Origin of the sequence: Tepidicaulis sp. (assembly GCF_965222285.1) — a bacterium.
Lineage (GTDB): Bacteria > Pseudomonadota > Alphaproteobacteria > Parvibaculales > Parvibaculaceae > Tepidicaulis.
Map to the genome: position 1 here is coordinate 2,128,419 of NZ_OZ244942.1, position 18,663 is coordinate 2,147,081.

The following is an 18,663-nucleotide window of genomic DNA, read 5'->3' on the forward strand; positions in this document are numbered from 1 at the left end:
CCCGCCTCAGTCAGCCGTTAGCGCTTCATGTTGAGCGTTTCCTGGACGAGTTCGTCCGTGGTCGTCACGATACGCGTGCCTGCCGTATAGGCCTGCTGCGTGATGATCAGCTTGGAGAACTCATCGGCAATATCCACGTTCGAGGCTTCCGTCGCCTCGCCCACGATATTGCCCGGATCGCCGGTTAGCGGCTCACCCGATTCCTGCGTCACGGCAAAGGCCGTGCCGTCGATCTTTTTCAGCTGGTCCGGCGAGTTGAAGCGGGCCACTGAAATTTCCGCAAGATCCAGCGTCTTACCGTTGGAATAAGAGCCCGTCACACGGCCATTGTCCGAAACCCCGACTTCCACGAGCCGGCCGGCGGCAAAACCGTCCTGGTCGATCTCATTGACCGTAACCTTGCCGTTCGGATCGGAAAATTGCGTCACGTTACCGGAGCCATGATTGACTGTGATATTGCCCAGGTTCACCCCGTTCACCGTCAGCCCCGTAATCGTGGTGGAGTTGACCGCCGGGTTCAGCTGGCCGTTCTGGAAGCTGTAATCCTGGCCGACATTGATCCATTTAGGCTGCGCGCCGGCAGCCGTATCGCTCGACTTGTAGAAAAGGTTCCAGGTATCGCCATTGCCCGAGCCGGCACCGTCCGCAGCGTTATCAACCTTGGCCCAGCGCAGCTGCACGTTCAGCGGATTGCCGGTCGGATCGAAAAGCGTGATGGCGCCGCCCGAGAGCGAGCGGTCAAGGAAGATATTCTCATCGCCCGCCTGCACGAACCCGTTAACCGGGGGCGAGCCCGCAGCCGTGATCGTCGAGGGGTCGTTGGCGAAGGGGTTGCCCGGCGCCCCAGGGGCGCCCGCCGTCAGCAATTCGCTGTTAGCGGTGTTGGGATCGAAGGCCACTGTCTTGGGATCGGACGGCAGGTTGACTTCATAATCGAGCTGGGTAGAGGCCTGAGCCGGCAGGAATTGCCGGGTGACCTGAATGACGCCCGGCGTATTGCCGGAGGGGTTGCCCGTTGCCGGGTCGATGGAGAGACCCTGAAGGTAGTAGCCACCGCCATTCACCAGATAGCCGTTCTTATCGACCGTGAAGTCGCCGCGGCGGGTGTAACGGTCCACATTCAGGAACACAGGATCATTATCGACCGTGGCAATCCGCTCGGATACCACGAAAAACCCGTCCCCGTTGATCGCAAGGTGGGTTTTCACGTCCGAAGCGTTGATCACGCCCTGCACGGAATTGGTGAAGGCGGGCCGGGCCGTTACGGACCCGGGCAAATGATTCCGCCCGCTGGACACCGTCACCACATCGTAAAAGCTCGTATCCGTCCGCTTGAAGCCGACGGTCTGCGAGTTGGCGATATTGTCCGAAATATGCCCGAGGGCGCTGGCCTGTGCCCGGATCGAGTTAACGGCCGTGGTCATCGCACCGAAAAAGCTCATCGCATTCTCTCCTAACCTGCCCCCGTCCACGATCCCCGCTGGAGGCACTTTCAACTGCCCTTCCATGAGCAAGGAAGAGGCCAGATTTTTTCTCTATATTTTTCAATAGGTTAGGGAAAATCGGAGCCAAGCTCCCCGGCAATCTCCGCCGCCGGGCGGCAAGTTTTGCCCGCCTTGCCCGGCCATTTCAGCCCCGCCCGCCCCCTCCTTTGCCCAAGGGGGCCCGCACCATCCCGACCAAATGTGCAAGGCGGCTATACGCGAGCGTTTCTTGATCAATCCCCCGCCAAGCCCTAGTTTCGGGGCCATTCTGCCATTCAGCGCTGAGCGAAGGGGCAGGCGAGCAATGCTTGGCCAGGCGCCTCGAAAAACAGGGAAGAAAAGAAATATGAAGTTTCAAGGGACACAGGATTACGTCGCCACCGAAGATCTGCGCGTGGCGGTGAACGCCGCCATCACGCTGGAACGCCCGCTCCTCGTGAAGGGCGAGCCCGGCACCGGCAAGACCGTGCTGGCAGAAGAAGTGGCGAAGGCCCTGAATATGCGCCTCATCACCTGGCACATCAAATCCACCACGAAAGCCCAGCAGGGCCTTTATGAATATGACGCCGTCTCGCGCCTGCGCGACAGCCAGCTCGGCGACGAGCGCGTGAAGGACATCGCCAACTACATCGAGAAGGGCAAGCTCTGGGAAGCCTTCGATGCGGACGAGCGCGTCATTCTGCTGATCGACGAGATCGACAAGGCCGATATCGAATTCCCGAACGACCTGCTTCAGGAACTCGACCGGATGGAATTCTTCGTTTACGAGACCGGCGAAACGGTGAAAGCCAAGCACCGCCCGATCGTCATCATCACCTCGAACAACGAAAAAGAGCTGCCCGACGCCTTCCTGCGCCGCTGCTTCTTCCACTACATCAAATTCCCGGACGACGAGACGATGACCCAGATCGTCGATGTGCACTTCCCGGGCGTCAAAGGCCGGCTCGTGCAACAGGCGCTGTCGATCTTCTACGAAATCCGCGATGTGCCGGGCCTGAAGAAAAAGCCCTCCACCTCCGAGCTTCTGGACTGGCTGAAGCTGCTGCTGGCCGAAGACATTTCGCCCGAAGCGCTGCGCGAAAAGGACCCGACCAAGCTCATCCCGCCGCTCCACGGCGCTCTCCTAAAGAACGAGCAGGACGTGCACCTCTTCGAACGCCTGGCGTTCCTGGCGCGCCGCGAGCGCAACTAGGGAGGCTGCCCCGTCGCCCCCTCCTTCGTCACCCTCGGGCTCGACCCGAGGATCCATCAGAAGGCTGCGGCAGGTGGAACAACCTCATGGATGCTCGGGTCAAGCCCGAGCATGACGATTAGGGATAAGGGCGGCCCTTTGAAAATGCCGCCCTGCCCTTTAAATTATAAGAAAGCGCCAATAGGCCGTTTGGCCGAGAGGGATACCCTCGAGAGGAACGCCATATGTTTATCAACTTCTTTCAGGAACTGCGCTCAGCCAATATTCCGGTTTCCTTGCGCGAATATCTGACGCTGATCGAGGCGGTGGATTCCGATGTCATCGAGCAGAAGGTCGAGGACTTCTACTACCTCTCGCGCGCCGCGCTGGTGAAAGACGAGACCAATCTCGACAAGTTCGACCGGGTCTTCTCCCATGTCTTCAAAGGGCTCGACAGCCTGGAGGAAGGCGATCTCGCGCAAATCCCGGAAGAATGGCTGAAAAAGCTAACCGAGAAATTCCTCACCGAAGAGGAAAAGGCGCAGATCGAAGCGCTGGGCGGCTGGGAAAAGATCATGGAGACGCTGCAAAAGCGCCTCGAGGAACAAAAAGAACGCCATGAAGGCGGCAATAAATGGATCGGCACCGGCGGCACCTCCCCCTTCGGCGCGTACGGCTATAATCCGGAAGGGGTACGCATCGGCCAGAAGGAAGGGCGCCACGGCAAGGCCGTGAAGGTGTGGGACAAGCGCGAATACAAGAACCTCGACGACAGCGTCGAGCTCGGCACACGCAACATCAAGGTGGCGCTGCGCCGCCTGCGCAAATTCGCCCGCGACGGCCAGCCGACGGAACTCGATCTCGACGATACGATCAAGTCCACCGCCCATCACGGCTATCTCGACATCAAGATGGTCCCGGAGCGCAAGAACAAGATCAACGTGCTGATCTTCTTCGATATCGGCGGCTCGATGGACAGCCACATCAAACTCTGCGAGGAGCTGTTCTCGGCGGCGCGTTCCGAATTCAAGAACATGGAATATTTCTACTTCCACAATTGCCTTTACGAATATGTGTGGAAGGACAATAAGCGCCGCCACAATGAGCGCATGAACACCTGGGACGTGCTGCACAAATACCCGTCCGACTATAAGGTGATCTTCGTGGGTGATGCCTCCATGAGCCCCTATGAAATCACCTATGCCGGCGGCTCGGTGGAGCATTGGAACGAAGAGCCCGGCGGCATCTGGCTCGAGCGCCTGCAGCAGATTTACGAAAGCGTGATCTGGCTGAACCCGGTGGGCGAGCAGCACTGGCAGTACACGCCGTCCATCGAGCTTATTCAGCAGATCATCCATAACCGGATGTTCCCGCTGACCCTGGAAGGGCTCGATAACGCCATGCGCGAGCTGAGCCGCGGCTAAGCCGTCATCTCTATGAGCGGGCGACCATGCCGTCGACCAGATGGATATTCCGGTCGGCTGCTTCCGCAAAATCGGTGTCATGGGTGACGGCGACCACCGTCATCCCCTCCTCTTTTGCGAGGCGGACAAAAATATCGCGCACGATGTCCGAGTTCTTCGTGTCGAGATTACCCGTCGGTTCATCCGCCAGAATGATCTTCGGCCGATTGGCCAGGGCCCGCGCCACGGCAACACGCTGGCGCTGCCCGCCGGAAAGCTGGTCCGGGCGTTTGGTGCCCTGCTCCCCGATCTCGAAATAATCCAGCAACTCCGCCGCTCGTTCCTTGATCTCTTTCTCGCTGAGCCGCCCGAGCCGCTGCATGGGCAGCATGACGTTATGGGCGACCGTGAATTCGGGCAGAAGAAAGTGGAACTGGAAAACGAAACCAAGTTTCTCCAGCCGGAGCGCGGCAAGCTCGGCCCGCTCCAGCCCCGCCGTCGATTGCCCTTCGATCAGCACTTCGCCTTCCGTCGGCACATCGAGAAGGCCCAGAAGATAAAGCAGAGAGGATTTGCCGGAGCCGGAGGGGCCCGTCACGGAAACGAACTCGCCCGGCGCGATCTTCAGGTTAATATCCTTGACCAGCGTTACCGGCACGGTTTCCTGCAGGATACGCGTGACATGGCGTGTTTCGATGGCAGGTTCCATTACGCCGCCCCCCGGATGATATCGACGGGACGCACCTGGGAAGCGCGGTGCGCGGGCAGCCAGGCGGCAAGCACCGCGGAGGCAAGCGCGAATATCCCGGCAATGACGAATTGGGTAAAGCCATAATCGAGCGGAAAACCTTGCGCATCGATCAGCCCTTCCACATCGAACTCGATAGAAGCGAGAATGGATATGAGCCCGACGCCGATGCCCCAGCCCGTCAACATGCCGATAATGCCGACGACAAAACCCTGAATGAGGAAGATGGCCCGGATGTCCCGCGCCCTAAAGCCCATGGACATGAGAATGGCAATATCGCGGCGTTTTTCCATCACCACGGTCGATATAATGTTGAAGATGCCGAACGAGGCCACGATCATGATGGCGCTGACGATGGAATAAAGAATGGCATTCCGCACGACGAAGAGGCCGAGAATATCCTCGTTCACTTCCTGCCAGCTTTCCGCCTTGTACTCCCAGCGCTGTTCGAGCTGGCGGGAAAATTCAAGCGCGGCATTGGGATCGGGCAGCTTGATCCGCAGCCGGTCGGCGATATTGGGTTTGTTGAACAGCACCTGCGCATCCTTCAAGAGAACATAAGCCTGCCCTTCATCGAGCAGAACATTCCCCGCGCGGAAAATACCCACCACTTTCATCAGCACCACATTGCCGCTGGGCGCAATGACGGAGGCAAGATCGCCCATGCGCAATTGCAGCCTGTCCGAAAGGCCCTTGCCGATCACGATCCCGTCCGCCGTGGTTTTCAGCGCATCGAGTGAGCCTTCGCCCATGTCCTCTTCGATGGTGGTAAGGCGCGGCTCGACATCGGGGTCGATGCCGAGAATGGAGACATTCCGCTCCTCCCCGCCATAGCGCACGATCGAGGCGCCGGATAAGCCCGGTGCGGCGATCACCCCTTGAATGGCTTCGAGCTGCTCGAGCTTGCCTTTGTAATTCTTGATGCCGCGCAGATATTCACGCGGTTTGACACCCTTTAGCGCCACCGCCCCGTCCTGAAAGATCATGAAAAGCGGCTGGCGTGCCGGCTCCCGGAACTCGTCCTTGACGGTGATATGGGGCTGGCTGTCGACGAGGCGGCTGACAAAATCGTTTTCCGACCCCTGCATGAGCGAGGAAGTGCCGATAAAAAACCCGACGCCCAGCGCCACGCCCAGCACCGAGACGAGGCTTTGCCGCCGCCGGTTCATCAGATGGGCGAAGGCGATTTGAAAATTGACGCGGGAAAAGAGCAAGGTTCACTCCGCTGGCAGCGCGGCATCGACCCGCATGCCATCTTCAAGCCCGGCGGGATTAAGCAGCACGATTTCACCGGCCTCCAGCCCGGAACGGATTTCCGCTTCATCGCGGCCGATCGTGCCTATCTCCACCTCTCGTCTCACGGCTTTTCCGGTTTTCAGCACATAAACCGCATTGCCGGAAAGCGCGGAGGTGGGCACCAGCACCGCCTCTTCCGTCTCCCGCACGACAATATTGATTTCCGTCGTCATGCCGGAAAGAAGCGGCGTGTTGCCGGGCAGCGCGATATGCACCCGGTAGCTGCGCCGCACGGGATCGCCGAAAGGCGTGATCTTGCGCACCTCCCCTTCCAGCGCGCGGCCGGTGAAGGCATCGGAACGGATAAGCGCGCGCTGGCCGAGCTCGACCTGCGGAATGTCTTCTTCATCCACATCCGCTTCGATCCAGAGTTGGGCCGGATCGCCCAGGATAGCGAGTGTTTCACCCGCCCGCACCAGATCGCCCACTTGCGGATCGTCCTCAAAGCGCAATATCTGCCCGCTCATCGGCGCGCGGATGTGATGTTCCGCGAGCTGCGCTTCTGCAGCATTGAGCGCGGCCTGCGCGCTTTGCGTATTCGTGAAAGCCTGATCGCGGGCCGAGGCGCTGATATTACCGGAGCGGAAAAGCCGCGCGACGCGCGCCTGCTCGGCTTTGGCAAGATCGAGCCGGGCCTCGAGCTCGGCAACGCGCGAGCGTGCTTCGGTATCATCGAGCACCACAAGCAGATCGCCCTTGGCGACCATCTGAGATTCGCGCACCGGCATCGCCACGATGCGGCCTGCGATTTTCGGGCCCGCCCGGGACATACGCACCGGCTCTACGGTGCCCGTCGCATAGACGGCCTCGACGGCAGGACCAATCCTGGCTTTTTCAGCCTGATAAGTGGAACCGCCGAAGAAAAAATACGCCCCGGCTGCGGCCAAGATCACAAGCCCGGCGGCAGCCGCCCATCCCCATTTTGAAGCCACACACGTCTCCTGCTTTGGCCGTTCCAACCGGCTGCATGCGCGGAAAACTGAGACCCGCGCGAATGCGGCGCAAGCATAGCGCACTTACCCCGCATTTCCGCCGCCCGATTTGCCCATTTTGAGCAAGACAGGCGCCCCTGCCATGATTAGGGTCAATCCGCCGCATCACAAGCGCACGGCCCGATAATGAGCAACATTTTTCAAAATTTAGCCGGACGGACAGCCGGAAAGACAGACTGGCGCCGGCCGGAAATATTGCTGCTCGTCATGGCCGCCGCCGTGCCGCTTTCCTTCGCCACCTGGCAATCACTGGTCAACAATTTCGCGATCGAGCGGGCAGCTTTTACCGGCGCGGAGATCGGCATTCTGCAATCGCTGCGCGAAGTGCCGGGCTTTCTGGCCTTCACCTTCGTCTTCATTCTGCTGGCGATCAAGGAACAGCGCTTCGCTCTGCTCTCCCTTGCGCTGCTCGGCACGGGCACGGCGCTGACCGGCTTCTTTCCCACCGCCATCGGTTTTTACTGCACGACGGTGCTGATGTCGGTCGGCTATCATTATTATGAAACGGCGCAGCAGTCGCTGGCGCTGCAATGGCTGCCGAAATCAGAGGCGCCGGCCATCCTTGGTAAGCTTATTGCCATGGCGGGTTTTGCCAGCCTCGTTGCCTATGCGCTGATTTATGTGACCTTCGAGGCGCTGCATCTCGATTATAAGTGGGTCTATGCCGCAGGCGGCGCCGTCACCTGCCTCATCGCGCTGGCCGCCTTTCTGCTTTTTCCGGAATTCAAAGCCGCGGTGCCGCAGCACAAGACGTTGATCCTGCGCCAGCGCTACTGGCTTTATTACGCGCTCACTTTCATGGGCGGCGCGCGGCGGCAGATTTTCGTCGTCTTTGCCGGTTTCATGATGGTGGAAAAATTCGGCTATGCGGTGACCGAAATCACCATGCTCTTCCTGATCAATCAGGCCTTCAACATGGTGCTCGCGCCCGCCATCGGCCGCGCCATCATCCGCTTCGGGGAGCGGCGCGCGCTCACCTTTGAATATATCGGTCTCATCCTCGTTTTCGTGACCTATGCCTTTGTGGAAAATCCGCTGATCGCCGCCGTGCTCTATGTCATCGACCATGCCTTCTTTGCGATGGCAATCGCGATGAAAACCTATTTCCAGAAAATCGCCGATCCGGCAGATATCGCCCCCACCGCCGGGGTCGCCTTTTCGATCAACCATATCGCCGCCGTTGTCATCCCGGCGCTTTTCGGACTGATCTGGCTTTTCAATCCTTCACTGGTTTTCCTTCTGGGTGCGGGCATGGCGGGCATTTCTCTCGTCTTTGCCCGGATGATCCCGTCTCATCCGCAGCCCGGCCATGAGCTTATCTGGCAAAAGCCCGTGCCCGCCCCGCAAGCGGCGGACTGAAGAAAGGCCTTCCCATGGAAAAGACCATCCGCTTTTTCGCCGGGCTCGATCTTCTCGTCACGGGGCTCTTTGTGCTGCCGCTCACCGCGCGGCCCGTGCTCGATCTTATTTTCTGGCTGCATGACCGCCTCATCGCCCCGGAAGCTGCACCGGAAATCGGCGGGGCCGCCATGGCCTTCATCAACATCATGGGCGTTATCGGCGTTATCTGGGCGCTGGCGCGGCTAAAAATGCCCTTAGCCCCTCTTGCCCGGCTGGACGGGGCCGGGCGGCTTGCCGTCGCCGCATTGCTGCTCTGGCATATCGCGGGCGGGCTATCCCCGGTTTTCGGGCTTTTTGCCGTGACGGAACTGGCGGGCGCCCTCTTCCAACTCCGCCCTGGTTTTACCGGTTCCAGAACGGCTTGACCCCACCATATTTTCGCCTCAACTCTTGGTAAGGCTGTTTCCATCCAACCCATAACGGGCGGGGGGCGAAATCATGTTCAAAGCATTCATCGTGGCGGCACTCAGCGCGGGCCTTTTGGCTGCCTGCGCGAGCGAAGCGGACAAACGGGCCGAAGCCGCCCGTATCGAAGCGGAAGACGACCGGAACTGCCAGGAGCTCGGTTTCGAACCGGGCACGGAGGCTTATGGCAATTGCCGCCTGAAACTAAGGGAAATCCGCGCCAAAGAACGGGCCAAGCAGAACTCTTCCCCGACCTTCGGCGTTGGTATCGGCGTGGGCACCAGTTTTTAAGGCCGAGGAGAGAAAGATGCGCACCTGGCCCCTCATCGTTTCACTTGCCGCGCTGCTCAGCCTCGGCGCCTGCGTCTCCGCAGAAGAGCGCGAGCGCATGGCCGCCGAGCAGCGCATCGCCGATGAACAGGAATGCACACAGCTCGGTTTTGAACGCGGCACGGAAAAGTTTTCCGAATGCCTGCTCAAGCTGCGTGAAATCCGCGCCGAAGAACGCCGCGCCCAGGCGATCGAACAGGCGAACCGCCATCCCTTCTTCTATGATCCCTGGTATTACGGCCGGCCCTATCCGCACCGCTATTGGTAAGGCCTAGCGGGCCTCCGCCGCGCCCCAATAATTGAAGCCGGCGATCTTCGGCGTCGAGGGCAGATACATCGTCTCCAGCTTGCCGATCTTGAAGCCAGAGCTTTCGATGATCGAGGGGATCTCGCGGTTGAGATTGCAGCCGCCGCAGACCGCCTTCCAGACGGGATTGACCCGGTCCTGCCATTTGCGAACGCCTGCATCGGGCGCCGCGCCATGCTCGCAGAAAATCATCTTGCCGCCCGGCCGCAAAACCCGGCGCATCCCTTCCAGCGCCTTTTCAGGCTCCGGGATCGTGCACAGGCTAAAGGTAACGAGCACGGTATCGACGCTGTTGGCATCGAGCGGAATTTCCTCGCCCGGCAGGCCGATGAACTCCACATCGAAAGGCAGGTCCTTGGCGCGGTCGCCGGCAATGCGCCAGCTTTCTTCGGAAGGGTCGAGACCGATCAGCTTTTCGACCTTGGAGGGGTCGTAATATTCCAGATTGAGGCCCGTGCCGATGCCGATTTCCAGAATACGGCCTTCCGCCTGCGGCACGACCTTGCGGCGCTGATAGGAGATGGGTTTGGTCCCGCAGGCCACGTTGATGATCCGCGGCACGATATATTTTTCGTAAAAGCCCATGTCTTTCCCTCTCGGTCTTTGTCCGCCACCACGCGGGAGGCCCGAAGAGAAATCCAGCTAAACGCGCGTCACCGCCACTGCGAGACGCCGAAGCGCAGAAGCCGGTCCCCCTCGATGGGTCCAATAAGACGGCCCCGCCCCTTCAACGTCAACACGCAAGCGCGCAACAGGCCTTTGCTTTTGAGCGTGGAGGCAAGGCGCACGCCCCGGGAAAGCGCCTCCCAGATGAGATCGGGCTCCATGACCGGCACCTCCCGCACCGCCTCATAAGCGCCGAAAAACCTGTCTTCCCCTTGAAAGAGGCTGGCTTTAACCCCGTCTGCCTGCACACCATGGACGATATAGGCGCTGGCATAGGCGGCAAGAGCGGCATTTTTGGAGAGGACGCAAACCGTATCGGCAAGCCCCATGCTGGGCAGGCCGCCGCCGGTGCCTGTGCATTGCACGGCGCCGAAGGTACCGGCATGGAGCATAAGCTCGCTTGCCTTGCGCGCATGCACCGCTGCTTCCTCCTGCCAAGCGCTGCCTGGCTGTGCGGCAAAGAGCAGGCCTTCTTCGAAAACCGCCCCTTCCGCTTTTTCCTCTACCGCCCAAAGATCGGCCAGCGCGCCATAAGCGGCAAAGCGGGGGGAGACGGCCGGCTCGCGGGCCGTGTGGCCTACCGCCTCATGCACCTGGCGCATTGCCTCCATCATGGCGCGGCCCACGGCCGAGCGGGGCAAGGCATCGCTGCCATGGGCATCGATCAGGGCGAGATCTTCCGGCAGGCCGTCCAAAAGCGCCTCCGCCCCGGCGGGCAACCCCGGCGCGGCAGTATCTTTTTTCTGAAACAGGAAATGACCCGCATGAAAGCGGGACGGAACTTCACCGGCGGCCTGCATCTTTCCTCCCTCAAAACAGCGCCCTTTCATAGCAAGACGCGCCGCTGAAGGCGAGGAAAGCCGGGGCCGAAACCCGTCAAGCGGGCTCCGGCGCCTTCACATTTTCCGGAAGAACGAGGCGCAGCCCGTCCAGCTCCTCGGTAAAGATGAGTTGGCAGGACAGGCGCTCGTCCGGCTCGGCGAAATTCTCGTCCAGCCGTTCCAGCTCGTCCTCACGCGGCTCATGCAGCCGGGCGGCCCAGGCCGGGTCCACATGCACCTGACAGGTGCCGCAGACGCAGGAGCCGCCGCATTCCGCCTCAAGGCCGAAACCGTGGGCGCGGATGATTTCCATCACGCGCCATCCTTCCACGGCGTCGAGCGCGTGCTCGACCCCGCCGCTGTCAGCGACGATGATTTTCATGTGTCCGCTCCTTGCGAAGGAGAAAGATCAGGCGACGCCGAGCTTCTTCTGCAGGCTCGTCGACGACGTCGTGTACTGGAACGTGATCTTGGCATCCGGATTGATGTGCTTGAAGGCGGCCTGCGCCATCAAAGCAGCTTCATGGAAGCCGGAAAGGATCAGTTTCAGCTTGCCCGGATACCAGTTGATATCACCGATGGCATAGATGCCGGGCTCGTTGGTGGCGAATTTCTCCGTATCCACCGGGATCAGGTTCTCATGCAGGTTGAGCCCCCAATTGGCGATGGGGCCGAGCTTCATGGTGAGCCCGAAGAAGGGCAGCAACGTGTCGCATTCGACATTGAACTCGCCGTCCGCGCCCTTCACCGTCACCCCTTCCAGCTGCCCGTTGGCGCCGTGAAGCTGGGTGATCTGGCCGAGATGGAACTGCATCTTCTGCTCGTCCACCAGCGCACGCATCTTGTTCACCGAATCCGGTGCGGCGCGGAAGCCGTCGCGGCGGTGAATGAGCTGCATGGAATTGGCGAGCGGCTGCAGGTTAATCGTCCAGTCGAGCGCGCTGTCGCCGCCGCCGGAGATCAAGATGTTTTTACCGCGGAAGTTTTCCATCTTTTTGACGGCATAGAAGACGGACGTGCCTTCATATTCTTCGATGCCCGGGATCGGCGGTTTCTTCGGCTGGAAGCTGCCCCCGCCCGCGGCGATGACGACGACCGGCGCTTCGAAGACGAGGCCGCCATCGGTCTTTAGACGCCAATGACCTTCCCCGGTCTTCTCCATGCTCTCGACCATCTCATTATAGTGATAGGTCGGATCGAAGGGGGCGGCCTGCTCCATCAGCCGGTCCGTCAGCTCCTGGCCGGACACTTGCGGCAGGCCGGGAATGTCGTAGATCGGCTTTTCAGGATAAAGCTCGGCGCATTGCCCGCCCGGCTTGTCGAGAATATCGATAAGGTGCGCCTTCAGGTCCAAAAGGCCCAACTCAAACACCGCGAAAAGCCCCACAGGGCCTGCGCCGATGATGACAACGTCCGTCTTGATCGTTTCCTGGGTCATAAAATGCCGTCCATCTGTGTCGCACCCGGCGCCCAATTAGCAAGGCTGGCCCGTGAGGTAAAGAACAAACTCCTGTTGTAATAATCATTCAAATTCAAAATTCAAGTGTGAAAATGAATAATTCACACTATTAACTTGTTTATTTAGGATATCTTTGACCGCCCTTTCCGCCGCCCGGCGCATCTGCCACACCGGGTTTGCGGTGATTTCAGGGTGACTTTCCCGGCGCGATGCCTATCTTCCCCCTAGATAGACCGATTTGCCCCCCGATTGACCCCAAGGAGGACCCGGTGGCCGTTCACTGCGAAACCATGTCCGATGTACGCCGTGAAATCGACCGGCTCGACCGCGAGCTGGTGAAACTGCTGGCCGAGCGGCAGGGCTATATCGAGCAGGCTGGCCGCATCAAAGGCCAGCGCAGCGCTGTGCGCGACCAGGCCCGCATCGAGGACGTGGTGCAAAAAGTCCTGGCCGAGGCCGAAAAAGCCGGCCTCTCCGGCGCCATCGCCGAACCCCTCTGGCGGCTCCTCATCGAAAAGAGCATCGAGCACGAATACGAAGTCTTCGATAAGAAGGCGGCGGCTGAGTAAAACTCAGCGGCGCCCCATCAAAAATACCGCAAACTCGAAATCGAGCGGTGTGTCGATATCGACGGAACGCTCCTCGGGCATTTCATATAGTCTTGTGCCCGGCTTAAAGAGCTTCATATCGGCGGTAAGTACTTCCCGACGCCAAACATAGACAGAGCCGTTCATATCGAAAGTGCGCGGCGCATCCTGGCGGCGGATAATTGGCGGATCGGTCGGTTTGGAAAGGCCGACACTGCCGTCCGCCCGCTCTTCCACCAGATTGAAATAGGGCGAGCATTTGGCCGGCAATCCGGTGATAACATTGGGCGCGCCGCTTTCCTCCAGAAGCGCGACAGCGCCTCGAATATCCGAAGGCTCGCGCAAAGGCGAAGTCGGCTGTAGGTCCACAACCACATCGAACCGGCCCTCACGCTTTTCCACGTCCTCCACACAGTGAAGAATGGCCGGAAGCTTGGGCGCCGTGTCGCTCGCAAGTTCTGCCGGGCGCACAATCAGTTCATGGGCCCCCGCCTCTTCAGCAGCGCGCAAAATCTCGTCATCGTCGCTTGAAACGGCCACCCTCTCGAAAAGCCCGCTGGCTAGCGCTTGGGCGATGGAATGCGCAATCAGCGGCTTGCCGCCAATGAAGCGGATATTCTTGCCCGGCACGCCCTTCGAGCCGCCCCGCGCCAGAATGGTGCAGATCCGCCTCACAGCACCTTGCCTTTCATAGCGCCATCCTTACCGAAGACCGCACCATATTCTTCCTGGGCTTTGTCGAGATCTTCAAAGCGGCCGATATCGATCCAGTATTCATGGATCGGGAACGCGGCGGCAAGACCGCCGTCTTTGATCAGCGCTTCGAAAAGTTCGGGCATGTCGTACATTTCATCTTCCGGCACATAAGAAAGAACCGAAGGCGAAAGCGCATAAATACCGCCATTGACGAAATAGCTTTGCACCGGTTTTTCCACAATGCCGGTGATGCGGTGCCCACGTGTGTCGATCACCCCGTAAGGCACTTGCAGGCGGTAATCGCGCACGCCCATCGTGGCATCGGCCTCCTGTTCTTTATGAAAATCGACCAAGCGGCGGAAATCGATATCCGTCATGAGGTCTGCATTCATGACAAGGAAAGGTTCCACCGGGCGCTCAGGGAGAAGATGCAATGCGCCCGCCGTGCCAAGGCGCTTGTTTTCTTCGAGATACGTAATCTCGACGCCCCATTTCGACCCGTCCTTGAAATAGTCCTCCACTTTTTCCGATTGGTAATTGACGGAGAGGAAGAGCCGTTTGAAGCCTTGTTCGGCAAGGCGCTCGATAATGCCTTCCAGCACGGGCTTCCCGCCGACGGGAATGAGCGGCTTCGGCAGGTCCTCGGTCAAGGGCCGCAGCCGTGTGCCGAGCCCGCCCGCCATGATCACTACCCAATTGCCGCTGTCCTGCTGACGCATGAGCTGGCTGAGCGTCTCAAGCCCGACGATATGCCCGCCATCATCCACCACCGGCACTTGCGCGATGTTGAACTGCTTCATCCATTTAAGAACGGTCGCCCGGTCGATCTCCGGCCCGGCGGTGATGGGGTTTTCCTTCATCGCCTTGGTAACGGGTGCCTCCATCCCTTCCCCGCGCAAAAGCGCACGGCGAATATCGCCGTCCGTGATCGTGCCTTTAAGATGCGTTTCCCCATCCACGACAAGCACGATCTGCAGGGCGCTTCGATCGAGCGAGGCAATCGCCTCACGGATCGTGGCGCTTTCAGGCAATGCGGCTTTTTTCCAATCGGCCATTTCCCCTCACAGCCCAATAAGCTCGTCCGGCGCAAAAGCGCGCGGCGCCGGTTTGCCGAGTAGCGACCAGAATGCAAGCGGCGACAACCCCGTGCCCGGCCGCTTCACCGTCAGATTGTCTTCTGTAAAAAGCTCACCTTCCGCAATGGGCCGCGCCGCCACAAGGCTTTTGCGCCCTATAGGAATATTCGCTTCCTCGCTCGGGCGCGGCGCCTTAACCCCATTTCCCAAGGCTGTCGAAATACGTCGCACCGACTTTACCAACGCCGACAGCTCTCCAGGCTCTAGTGAGGCCTTATGGTCCGGCCCAGGCAGTCCGCGATCCAGAGTAAAATGTTTTTCTATCATGGATGCGCCCACCGCAACGGATGCAATGGGAATATCGACACCAGTACTGTGGTCTGAAAACCCTACAGCTAGCCCAAAAACGTCTCTCAACGTACCGATCGCAGCAAGGTTGATATCTTCATCCGGGGTAGGATAAGCGCTCGTACAATGAAGCAGTGTCACATGACGGCTAAGCGCCGCCTGACCTTCCGCGCTTTCAAATGCAGTCTTGAATGCATCAGTTTCCGGCGGGCTACCGTTCCTTGTGTAGCCGAAAGCAAGAACCTCCAATGCCGCGCGCACCTCTTGCAGCGCGCTCATACCCGTTGAAAGAATAACGTCGCAACCCGTCTCCGCAAGGGCAAGCAGGAGTGGTGCATTGGTTAACTCGCCGGAACCAACTTTCAGCCGTTTCAACTGCAGATCTTCAGCAAGAAGTTTCAAACTTGGTAAATCGAACGGCGTTGAAAGAAATTCGATGTCTCGTTCAACACAGCGGGCGATCAATGCTTCATGCGCCTTCTTATCCAATTCCAGCGCTTTGAGCATTTCATACTGACTTTGCCTCGCCCCCGTCTCCTGTATCTGATAGGCCGCTTTAGGTGCAGATTTGGTCGCAATCGCGTCAGCGCTAAATGTTTGAAACTTAACGACATCCGCCCCAGCCGCTGCAGCCACATCCACCATCTCAAGTGCACGCGCCAACGAGCCATTATGATTGACCCCGGCTTCGGCAATAAAGGTTACATGCGGGCTCATGAGCGGATCTCCTTCACCAGCATGAAGGCCTCTGCAGCCATAAATCCTGCTTCTGCCCCGCGAACCAGTGCCTTAGCGCGGATCACCTCTTCGCTGCGGGGGAAAGGCGGCACACCTGTTTCCCCCTTGAACATGTTCATCGCCGCAATCTTGCCGTCCATCTGAGTAGTAACATCCTCATAGACATTAGCGAGAAACTGCGGCCCGCCAGGCTTTGGAGAAATATCCGTCTCCGACAGCGCTTCGTAACAAAGGATGCGTTTTACAGACGCAGCACGGAACCATTTGGAGCAGGCCATCACTGCATCAAAAGCCACCTTATGATCAGAATGCGCATCGCCAGGGAAAGGCAGATAAAGAGTGTCAGGACCGAGTTCGCCGATGATCTGCGCAATCTTCCCAATCATCTCTCCAATCGGGACCTGCTCAAGCGCCGCCGTTCTGTATCCAAGCCGGTGCACGCTCGCAAAACCATAATGCGCAGAAATAGCCTCGACTTCCTTTTGCCGCGCGGCAATACGTGCCTCTGAATAGCCAAGCGCTTTATCCATCTCCGAGAAGATTAACCAGTGAACAGGTACGCCCGCTGCGCGTGCCTTCAAAAGCGTACCACCGCAACCGATGGTCTCATCATCCGGGTGAGGTGCTGCTACAAGAATGCTCAAAACGTGTTCCTCTTGGAAAGAAGCCGAACCTTGTCCGTCTCACGCGCCAGCACAGCCGCAATTTTCTCGCCCGCATACCCGTCGCCATATGGGTTGGCCGCTGCCTTTACTTTCGCGCGGTAATTCTCATCAAATACTGCGCGCTTCAATGCAGTGGAGATTTCCGGAACCTCATATCCCGTGAATGTAACGTTGCCGCCATGCTCCCGCCCCCGCTGACGCGAGCCAACATTCACCACTGGCAAGCCCAAAAACGGCGCTTCGATGATCCCAGAACTCGAATTACCGGCAAGCACACTGGCATGCCGCATAAGATTGACGAAAAGGTAACGCTGCAAATTGTGATAAGCATGAAATTGCGCGTAACGTGACGCATAATCCGCAATCGCCTCGCGCACCGCCAAATTACCGGCGTCCGAATTGGGTGCGCTGACAAAAACGGGAATATCAAGCTCTACCATCGCCTCAAGCGTTGCCCGCATTTGCGCACCGGCCTTGTCCATTTCCGGCAAAATGGGATGTTGGATAAGAATGGCAAACGGCCCATCCAGCGCCACACCCATTTTTTGGCCAAGCTCATCACGGCCCAACAAAGGCTCTTTCCGAAGCCTGTCAAGACCCGGCGCACCTACGTTATGCACCCGCCATGTTTCTTCCCCGAATTTTACAATACGCTCAGCGCTGCCCGGCGAGGCCGCCATATGAAGATGCGCCAGTTTCGTTACCGCATGACGCACCGCATTATCGACATTGAAATCATCTGCCGTGTCCCCGCCCGCTATATGGACAACTGGAACATTCATGTAAGCGCCCGTCATTGCAGTGGTGATGGCTTCTTCCCTGTCTCCTACAACGACGAGAAAATCCGGAGCGCGGTTCTGTACAAGATCGACAAGCCCGGAAAGCTGAATGGCAGCGGACTTCACCCGCGCACCGGCACTATCCGAAGCAAGAAGATTTTCAATACGCCCAGCAATAGGAAAACCATCTGCCTCTACCTCTCGCGCCGTGAGCCCGAATTGCGGCGCTAGATGGCTACCCGTCACCGCAATGGCCGGGATAAGCGTTTGCGACGCCGCCACGGCCTCAATGACCGGGAAAAGAATATCATATTCCGCCCGCGACCCGGTAACGAACAACACGTCGCGACGTGAGGCGTCAGAAGACATCGGACATCCCCATCGTCACATGCCAGCGTTCCGGTTTAAAAAGATCTTCTGCGCCGGCCAGCGACCGTCCGCCCATATACGTGACCGGCGCGCCGGGCACGAAACCTAGTTTTTCCAGTGCGCCGAACCGCGGATCAAAAACCGGCATCCATGTGTTGAACGCCGTCACGCCTTCTTCCCGGGCCCGGACACCGAACGCCGATATGAGTCCGGCAGCCGCATCACCCGAACCAGCGTAATCCACGATATCCATCTCTTCACCGAAACGTTTGACGACAATATAGGCAGCATCATTTTTGGATTTGAAGAAACGGTAGTCGTGCTCCGGCTCCTGCTCGAAGCGCCAACTCAGAAATGCAGCACTTCGCCGAAGCGTAACTCCTGCATCGTGCGATGCGCATGCAATCTCCTCCGCCAAGCGCACTTCAACCGCCTCAGCGCTTTTCTCAAGCCGCGCAGTGCCTAACTCAAGCCGCATCATGGGGACGGGTGCAAGGTCTTGCCACCCGAGATCCCGTGCAAAAATGCGGTGACTTTGTACGTTGGGAAAGCCGAAAACCAATTCATAGCCTTCTTCCGCTAGCCGTGCGTAAAGTCGTCCGGCAAGTTTGGGAAAAAGCCCAAGCCCTCGATAATCGGGATGGGTCATTGTCGTCATGGAAAGCGCAGCTTTGATTGGTTTTCCATCCAACTCAAGCTCGACTGGCGAAACCGCGTAATGCGCAGCAAGCGTGTCACCCTCCCAGGCAAGTTCGATTGCAGGTCCACCCACCGGATTATCCTGATAACGCCAACGCCAATAATCCGTCCCCATCGCGTGCCCAAAAGAAGTTTCGAACAGACGCAGGATTGCGCCCTCATCACCCGGGGAAAATCTGCGGATGTCGAGATGCTCAACCATCTTCAGTCCTCACACGCCGCT

General features: G+C 58.9%; 21 protein-coding genes. 7 read left to right on the top strand and 14 right to left on the bottom strand.

The window, feature by feature from the left end:
* Positions 1-17: 17 nt before the first annotated feature.
* On the bottom strand, positions 18-1,442 hold the full coding sequence (locus tag ACOQOT_RS10200; protein WP_420559167.1) for a flagellar hook protein FlgE: 1,425 nt from the start codon (positions 1,440-1,442) through the stop codon (positions 18-20).
* Between the two features lie 388 nt (positions 1,443-1,830).
* Between ACOQOT_RS10200 and ACOQOT_RS10205 the strand changes: the two genes are divergently transcribed.
* Together ACOQOT_RS10205 and ACOQOT_RS10210 are read left to right on the top strand one after the other, a co-directional pair.
* Positions 1,831-2,676, top strand: coding sequence for an AAA family ATPase (locus tag ACOQOT_RS10205; RefSeq protein ID WP_420559168.1), 846 nt, complete (start codon positions 1,831-1,833; stop codon positions 2,674-2,676).
* 224 nt (positions 2,677-2,900) lie between these two features.
* Positions 2,901-4,079 carry a vWA domain-containing protein gene (locus ACOQOT_RS10210; RefSeq protein ID WP_420559169.1) on the top strand — a complete coding sequence of 393 codons (1,179 nt, stop codon included), beginning with the start codon at positions 2,901-2,903 and terminating at the stop codon, positions 4,077-4,079.
* A gap of 10 nt (positions 4,080-4,089) precedes the next feature.
* On the opposite strand, the gene ACOQOT_RS10215 is transcribed toward ACOQOT_RS10210, so the two are convergent.
* Genes ACOQOT_RS10215 through ACOQOT_RS10225 form a run of 3 tightly spaced genes read right to left on the bottom strand, consistent with a single transcriptional unit; the run spans position 4,090 to position 7,034 of the window.
* Positions 4,090-4,767 (bottom strand): ABC transporter ATP-binding protein, encoded by a 678-nt coding sequence (locus ACOQOT_RS10215; protein WP_420559170.1) that lies wholly within the window; start codon positions 4,765-4,767, stop codon positions 4,090-4,092.
* Positions 4,767-6,020: an ABC transporter permease gene (locus ACOQOT_RS10220; RefSeq protein ID WP_420559171.1), complete on the bottom strand. Its 1,254-nt coding sequence runs from the start codon at positions 6,018-6,020 to the stop codon at positions 4,767-4,769. The genes ACOQOT_RS10215 and ACOQOT_RS10220 overlap by 1 nt, the downstream gene beginning before the upstream one ends.
* A 3-nt stretch (positions 6,021-6,023) precedes the next feature.
* Positions 6,024-7,034: an efflux RND transporter periplasmic adaptor subunit gene (locus tag ACOQOT_RS10225; protein ID WP_420559172.1), complete on the bottom strand. Its 1,011-nt coding sequence runs from the start codon at positions 7,032-7,034 to the stop codon at positions 6,024-6,026.
* A 186-nt stretch (positions 7,035-7,220) separates the two neighbouring features.
* Here ACOQOT_RS10225 and ACOQOT_RS10230 point away from each other — a divergent pair, with 186 nt between their 5' ends.
* The 4 genes from ACOQOT_RS10230 to ACOQOT_RS10245 all read left to right on the top strand — a co-directional run bounded on the left by ACOQOT_RS10230 (position 7,221) and on the right by ACOQOT_RS10245 (position 9,498).
* Entirely contained in the window at positions 7,221-8,453 is a 1,233-nt protein-coding gene (locus ACOQOT_RS10230) for an MFS transporter (RefSeq protein ID WP_420559173.1), read from the top strand.
* Positions 8,454-8,467: 14 nt separating this feature from the next.
* Complete coding sequence (locus tag ACOQOT_RS10235; RefSeq protein ID WP_420559174.1) at positions 8,468-8,860, top strand: hypothetical protein; 393 nt, start codon at positions 8,468-8,470, stop codon at positions 8,858-8,860.
* 73 nt (positions 8,861-8,933) lie between these two features.
* Positions 8,934-9,191 (top strand): hypothetical protein, encoded by a 258-nt coding sequence (locus ACOQOT_RS10240; protein ID WP_420559175.1) that lies wholly within the window; start codon positions 8,934-8,936, stop codon positions 9,189-9,191.
* 16 nt (positions 9,192-9,207) lie between these two features.
* Entirely contained in the window at positions 9,208-9,498 is a 291-nt protein-coding gene (locus tag ACOQOT_RS10245; protein WP_052379251.1) for a hypothetical protein, read from the top strand.
* A gap of 3 nt (positions 9,499-9,501) precedes the next feature.
* On the opposite strand, the gene ACOQOT_RS10250 is transcribed toward ACOQOT_RS10245, so the two are convergent.
* The 4 genes from ACOQOT_RS10250 to ACOQOT_RS10265 all read right to left on the bottom strand — a co-directional run bounded on the left by ACOQOT_RS10250 (position 9,502) and on the right by ACOQOT_RS10265 (position 12,462).
* Complete coding sequence (locus ACOQOT_RS10250; protein ID WP_420559176.1) at positions 9,502-10,122, bottom strand: class I SAM-dependent methyltransferase; 621 nt, start codon at positions 10,120-10,122, stop codon at positions 9,502-9,504.
* A gap of 68 nt (positions 10,123-10,190) precedes the next feature.
* Positions 10,191-11,003 carry a hypothetical protein gene (locus ACOQOT_RS10255; RefSeq protein ID WP_420559177.1) on the bottom strand — a complete coding sequence of 271 codons (813 nt, stop codon included), beginning with the start codon at positions 11,001-11,003 and terminating at the stop codon, positions 10,191-10,193.
* Between the two features lie 76 nt (positions 11,004-11,079).
* Positions 11,080-11,406 carry a 2Fe-2S iron-sulfur cluster-binding protein gene (locus ACOQOT_RS10260; RefSeq protein WP_045444615.1) on the bottom strand — a complete coding sequence of 109 codons (327 nt, stop codon included), beginning with the start codon at positions 11,404-11,406 and terminating at the stop codon, positions 11,080-11,082.
* 27 nt (positions 11,407-11,433) lie between these two features.
* The gene (locus ACOQOT_RS10265; protein ID WP_420559178.1) at positions 11,434-12,462 is read right to left on the bottom strand and encodes an NAD(P)/FAD-dependent oxidoreductase; all 1,029 of its coding nucleotides are present in this window, start codon (positions 12,460-12,462) and stop codon (positions 11,434-11,436) included.
* A gap of 290 nt (positions 12,463-12,752) precedes the next feature.
* On the opposite strand from ACOQOT_RS10265, the gene ACOQOT_RS10270 reads away from it, so the two are divergent.
* Positions 12,753-13,052: a chorismate mutase gene (locus ACOQOT_RS10270; protein WP_420559179.1), complete on the top strand. Its 300-nt coding sequence runs from the start codon at positions 12,753-12,755 to the stop codon at positions 13,050-13,052.
* A gap of 3 nt (positions 13,053-13,055) precedes the next feature.
* On the opposite strand, the gene ACOQOT_RS10275 is transcribed toward ACOQOT_RS10270, so the two are convergent.
* From ACOQOT_RS10275 to ACOQOT_RS10300, 6 genes are read right to left on the bottom strand one after another with little or no spacing between them, the layout of a single operon-like run.
* Positions 13,056-13,745 (bottom strand): cytidylyltransferase domain-containing protein, encoded by a 690-nt coding sequence (locus ACOQOT_RS10275; protein WP_420559180.1) that lies wholly within the window; start codon positions 13,743-13,745, stop codon positions 13,056-13,058.
* Positions 13,742-14,821 (bottom strand): nucleotidyltransferase family protein, encoded by a 1,080-nt coding sequence (locus tag ACOQOT_RS10280; protein ID WP_420559181.1) that lies wholly within the window; start codon positions 14,819-14,821, stop codon positions 13,742-13,744. The genes ACOQOT_RS10275 and ACOQOT_RS10280 overlap by 4 nt, the downstream gene beginning before the upstream one ends.
* Before the next feature lie 6 nt (positions 14,822-14,827).
* Complete coding sequence (gene neuB, locus ACOQOT_RS10285) at positions 14,828-15,907, bottom strand: N-acetylneuraminate synthase (protein ID WP_420559182.1); 1,080 nt, start codon at positions 15,905-15,907, stop codon at positions 14,828-14,830.
* Complete coding sequence (locus tag ACOQOT_RS10290; protein WP_420559183.1) at positions 15,904-16,572, bottom strand: PIG-L deacetylase family protein; 669 nt, start codon at positions 16,570-16,572, stop codon at positions 15,904-15,906. Before ACOQOT_RS10290 ends, neuB begins: the two co-directional genes overlap by 4 nt.
* A complete protein-coding gene (gene neuC / locus ACOQOT_RS10295) occupies positions 16,569-17,741 on the bottom strand; it encodes a UDP-N-acetylglucosamine 2-epimerase (protein WP_420559184.1) in 1,173 nt (390 codons plus the stop codon). The genes ACOQOT_RS10290 and neuC overlap by 4 nt, the downstream gene beginning before the upstream one ends.
* Entirely contained in the window at positions 17,731-18,642 is a 912-nt protein-coding gene (locus ACOQOT_RS10300; protein ID WP_420559185.1) for a GNAT family N-acetyltransferase, read from the bottom strand. Before ACOQOT_RS10300 ends, neuC begins: the two co-directional genes overlap by 11 nt.
* Between the last annotated feature and the right edge of the window lie 21 nt (positions 18,643-18,663).

Excerpts from the sequence above, each read along its gene's own strand:
- ACOQOT_RS10230 (WP_420559173.1), top strand. The coding sequence starts at position 7,221 with ATGAGCAACATTTTTCAAAATTTAGCCGGACGGACAGCCGGAAAGACA.
- ACOQOT_RS10280 (WP_420559181.1), bottom strand. The coding sequence starts at position 14,821 with ATGGCCGATTGGAAAAAAGCCGCATTGCCTGAAAGCGCCACGATCCGT.
- ACOQOT_RS10200 (WP_420559167.1), bottom strand. The coding sequence starts at position 1,442 with ATGAGCTTTTTCGGTGCGATGACCACGGCCGTTAACTCGATCCGGGCA.
- ACOQOT_RS10215 (WP_420559170.1), bottom strand. The coding sequence starts at position 4,767 with ATGGAACCTGCCATCGAAACACGCCATGTCACGCGTATCCTGCAGGAA.
- ACOQOT_RS10205 (WP_420559168.1), top strand. The coding sequence starts at position 1,831 with ATGAAGTTTCAAGGGACACAGGATTACGTCGCCACCGAAGATCTGCGC.
- ACOQOT_RS10210 (WP_420559169.1), top strand. The coding sequence starts at position 2,901 with ATGTTTATCAACTTCTTTCAGGAACTGCGCTCAGCCAATATTCCGGTT.
- neuC (WP_420559184.1), bottom strand. The coding sequence starts at position 17,741 with ATGTCTTCTGACGCCTCACGTCGCGACGTGTTGTTCGTTACCGGGTCG.
- ACOQOT_RS10300 (WP_420559185.1), bottom strand. The coding sequence starts at position 18,642 with ATGGTTGAGCATCTCGACATCCGCAGATTTTCCCCGGGTGATGAGGGC.
- ACOQOT_RS10265 (WP_420559178.1), bottom strand. The coding sequence starts at position 12,462 with ATGACCCAGGAAACGATCAAGACGGACGTTGTCATCATCGGCGCAGGC.
- ACOQOT_RS10240 (WP_420559175.1), top strand. The coding sequence starts at position 8,934 with ATGTTCAAAGCATTCATCGTGGCGGCACTCAGCGCGGGCCTTTTGGCT.
- ACOQOT_RS10255 (WP_420559177.1), bottom strand. The coding sequence starts at position 11,003 with ATGCAGGCCGCCGGTGAAGTTCCGTCCCGCTTTCATGCGGGTCATTTC.
- ACOQOT_RS10250 (WP_420559176.1), bottom strand. The coding sequence starts at position 10,122 with ATGGGCTTTTACGAAAAATATATCGTGCCGCGGATCATCAACGTGGCC.
- ACOQOT_RS10245 (WP_052379251.1), top strand. The coding sequence starts at position 9,208 with ATGCGCACCTGGCCCCTCATCGTTTCACTTGCCGCGCTGCTCAGCCTC.
- ACOQOT_RS10235 (WP_420559174.1), top strand. The coding sequence starts at position 8,468 with ATGGAAAAGACCATCCGCTTTTTCGCCGGGCTCGATCTTCTCGTCACG.
- neuB (WP_420559182.1), bottom strand. The coding sequence starts at position 15,907 with ATGAGCCCGCATGTAACCTTTATTGCCGAAGCCGGGGTCAATCATAAT.
- ACOQOT_RS10260 (WP_045444615.1), bottom strand. The coding sequence starts at position 11,406 with ATGAAAATCATCGTCGCTGACAGCGGCGGGGTCGAGCACGCGCTCGAC.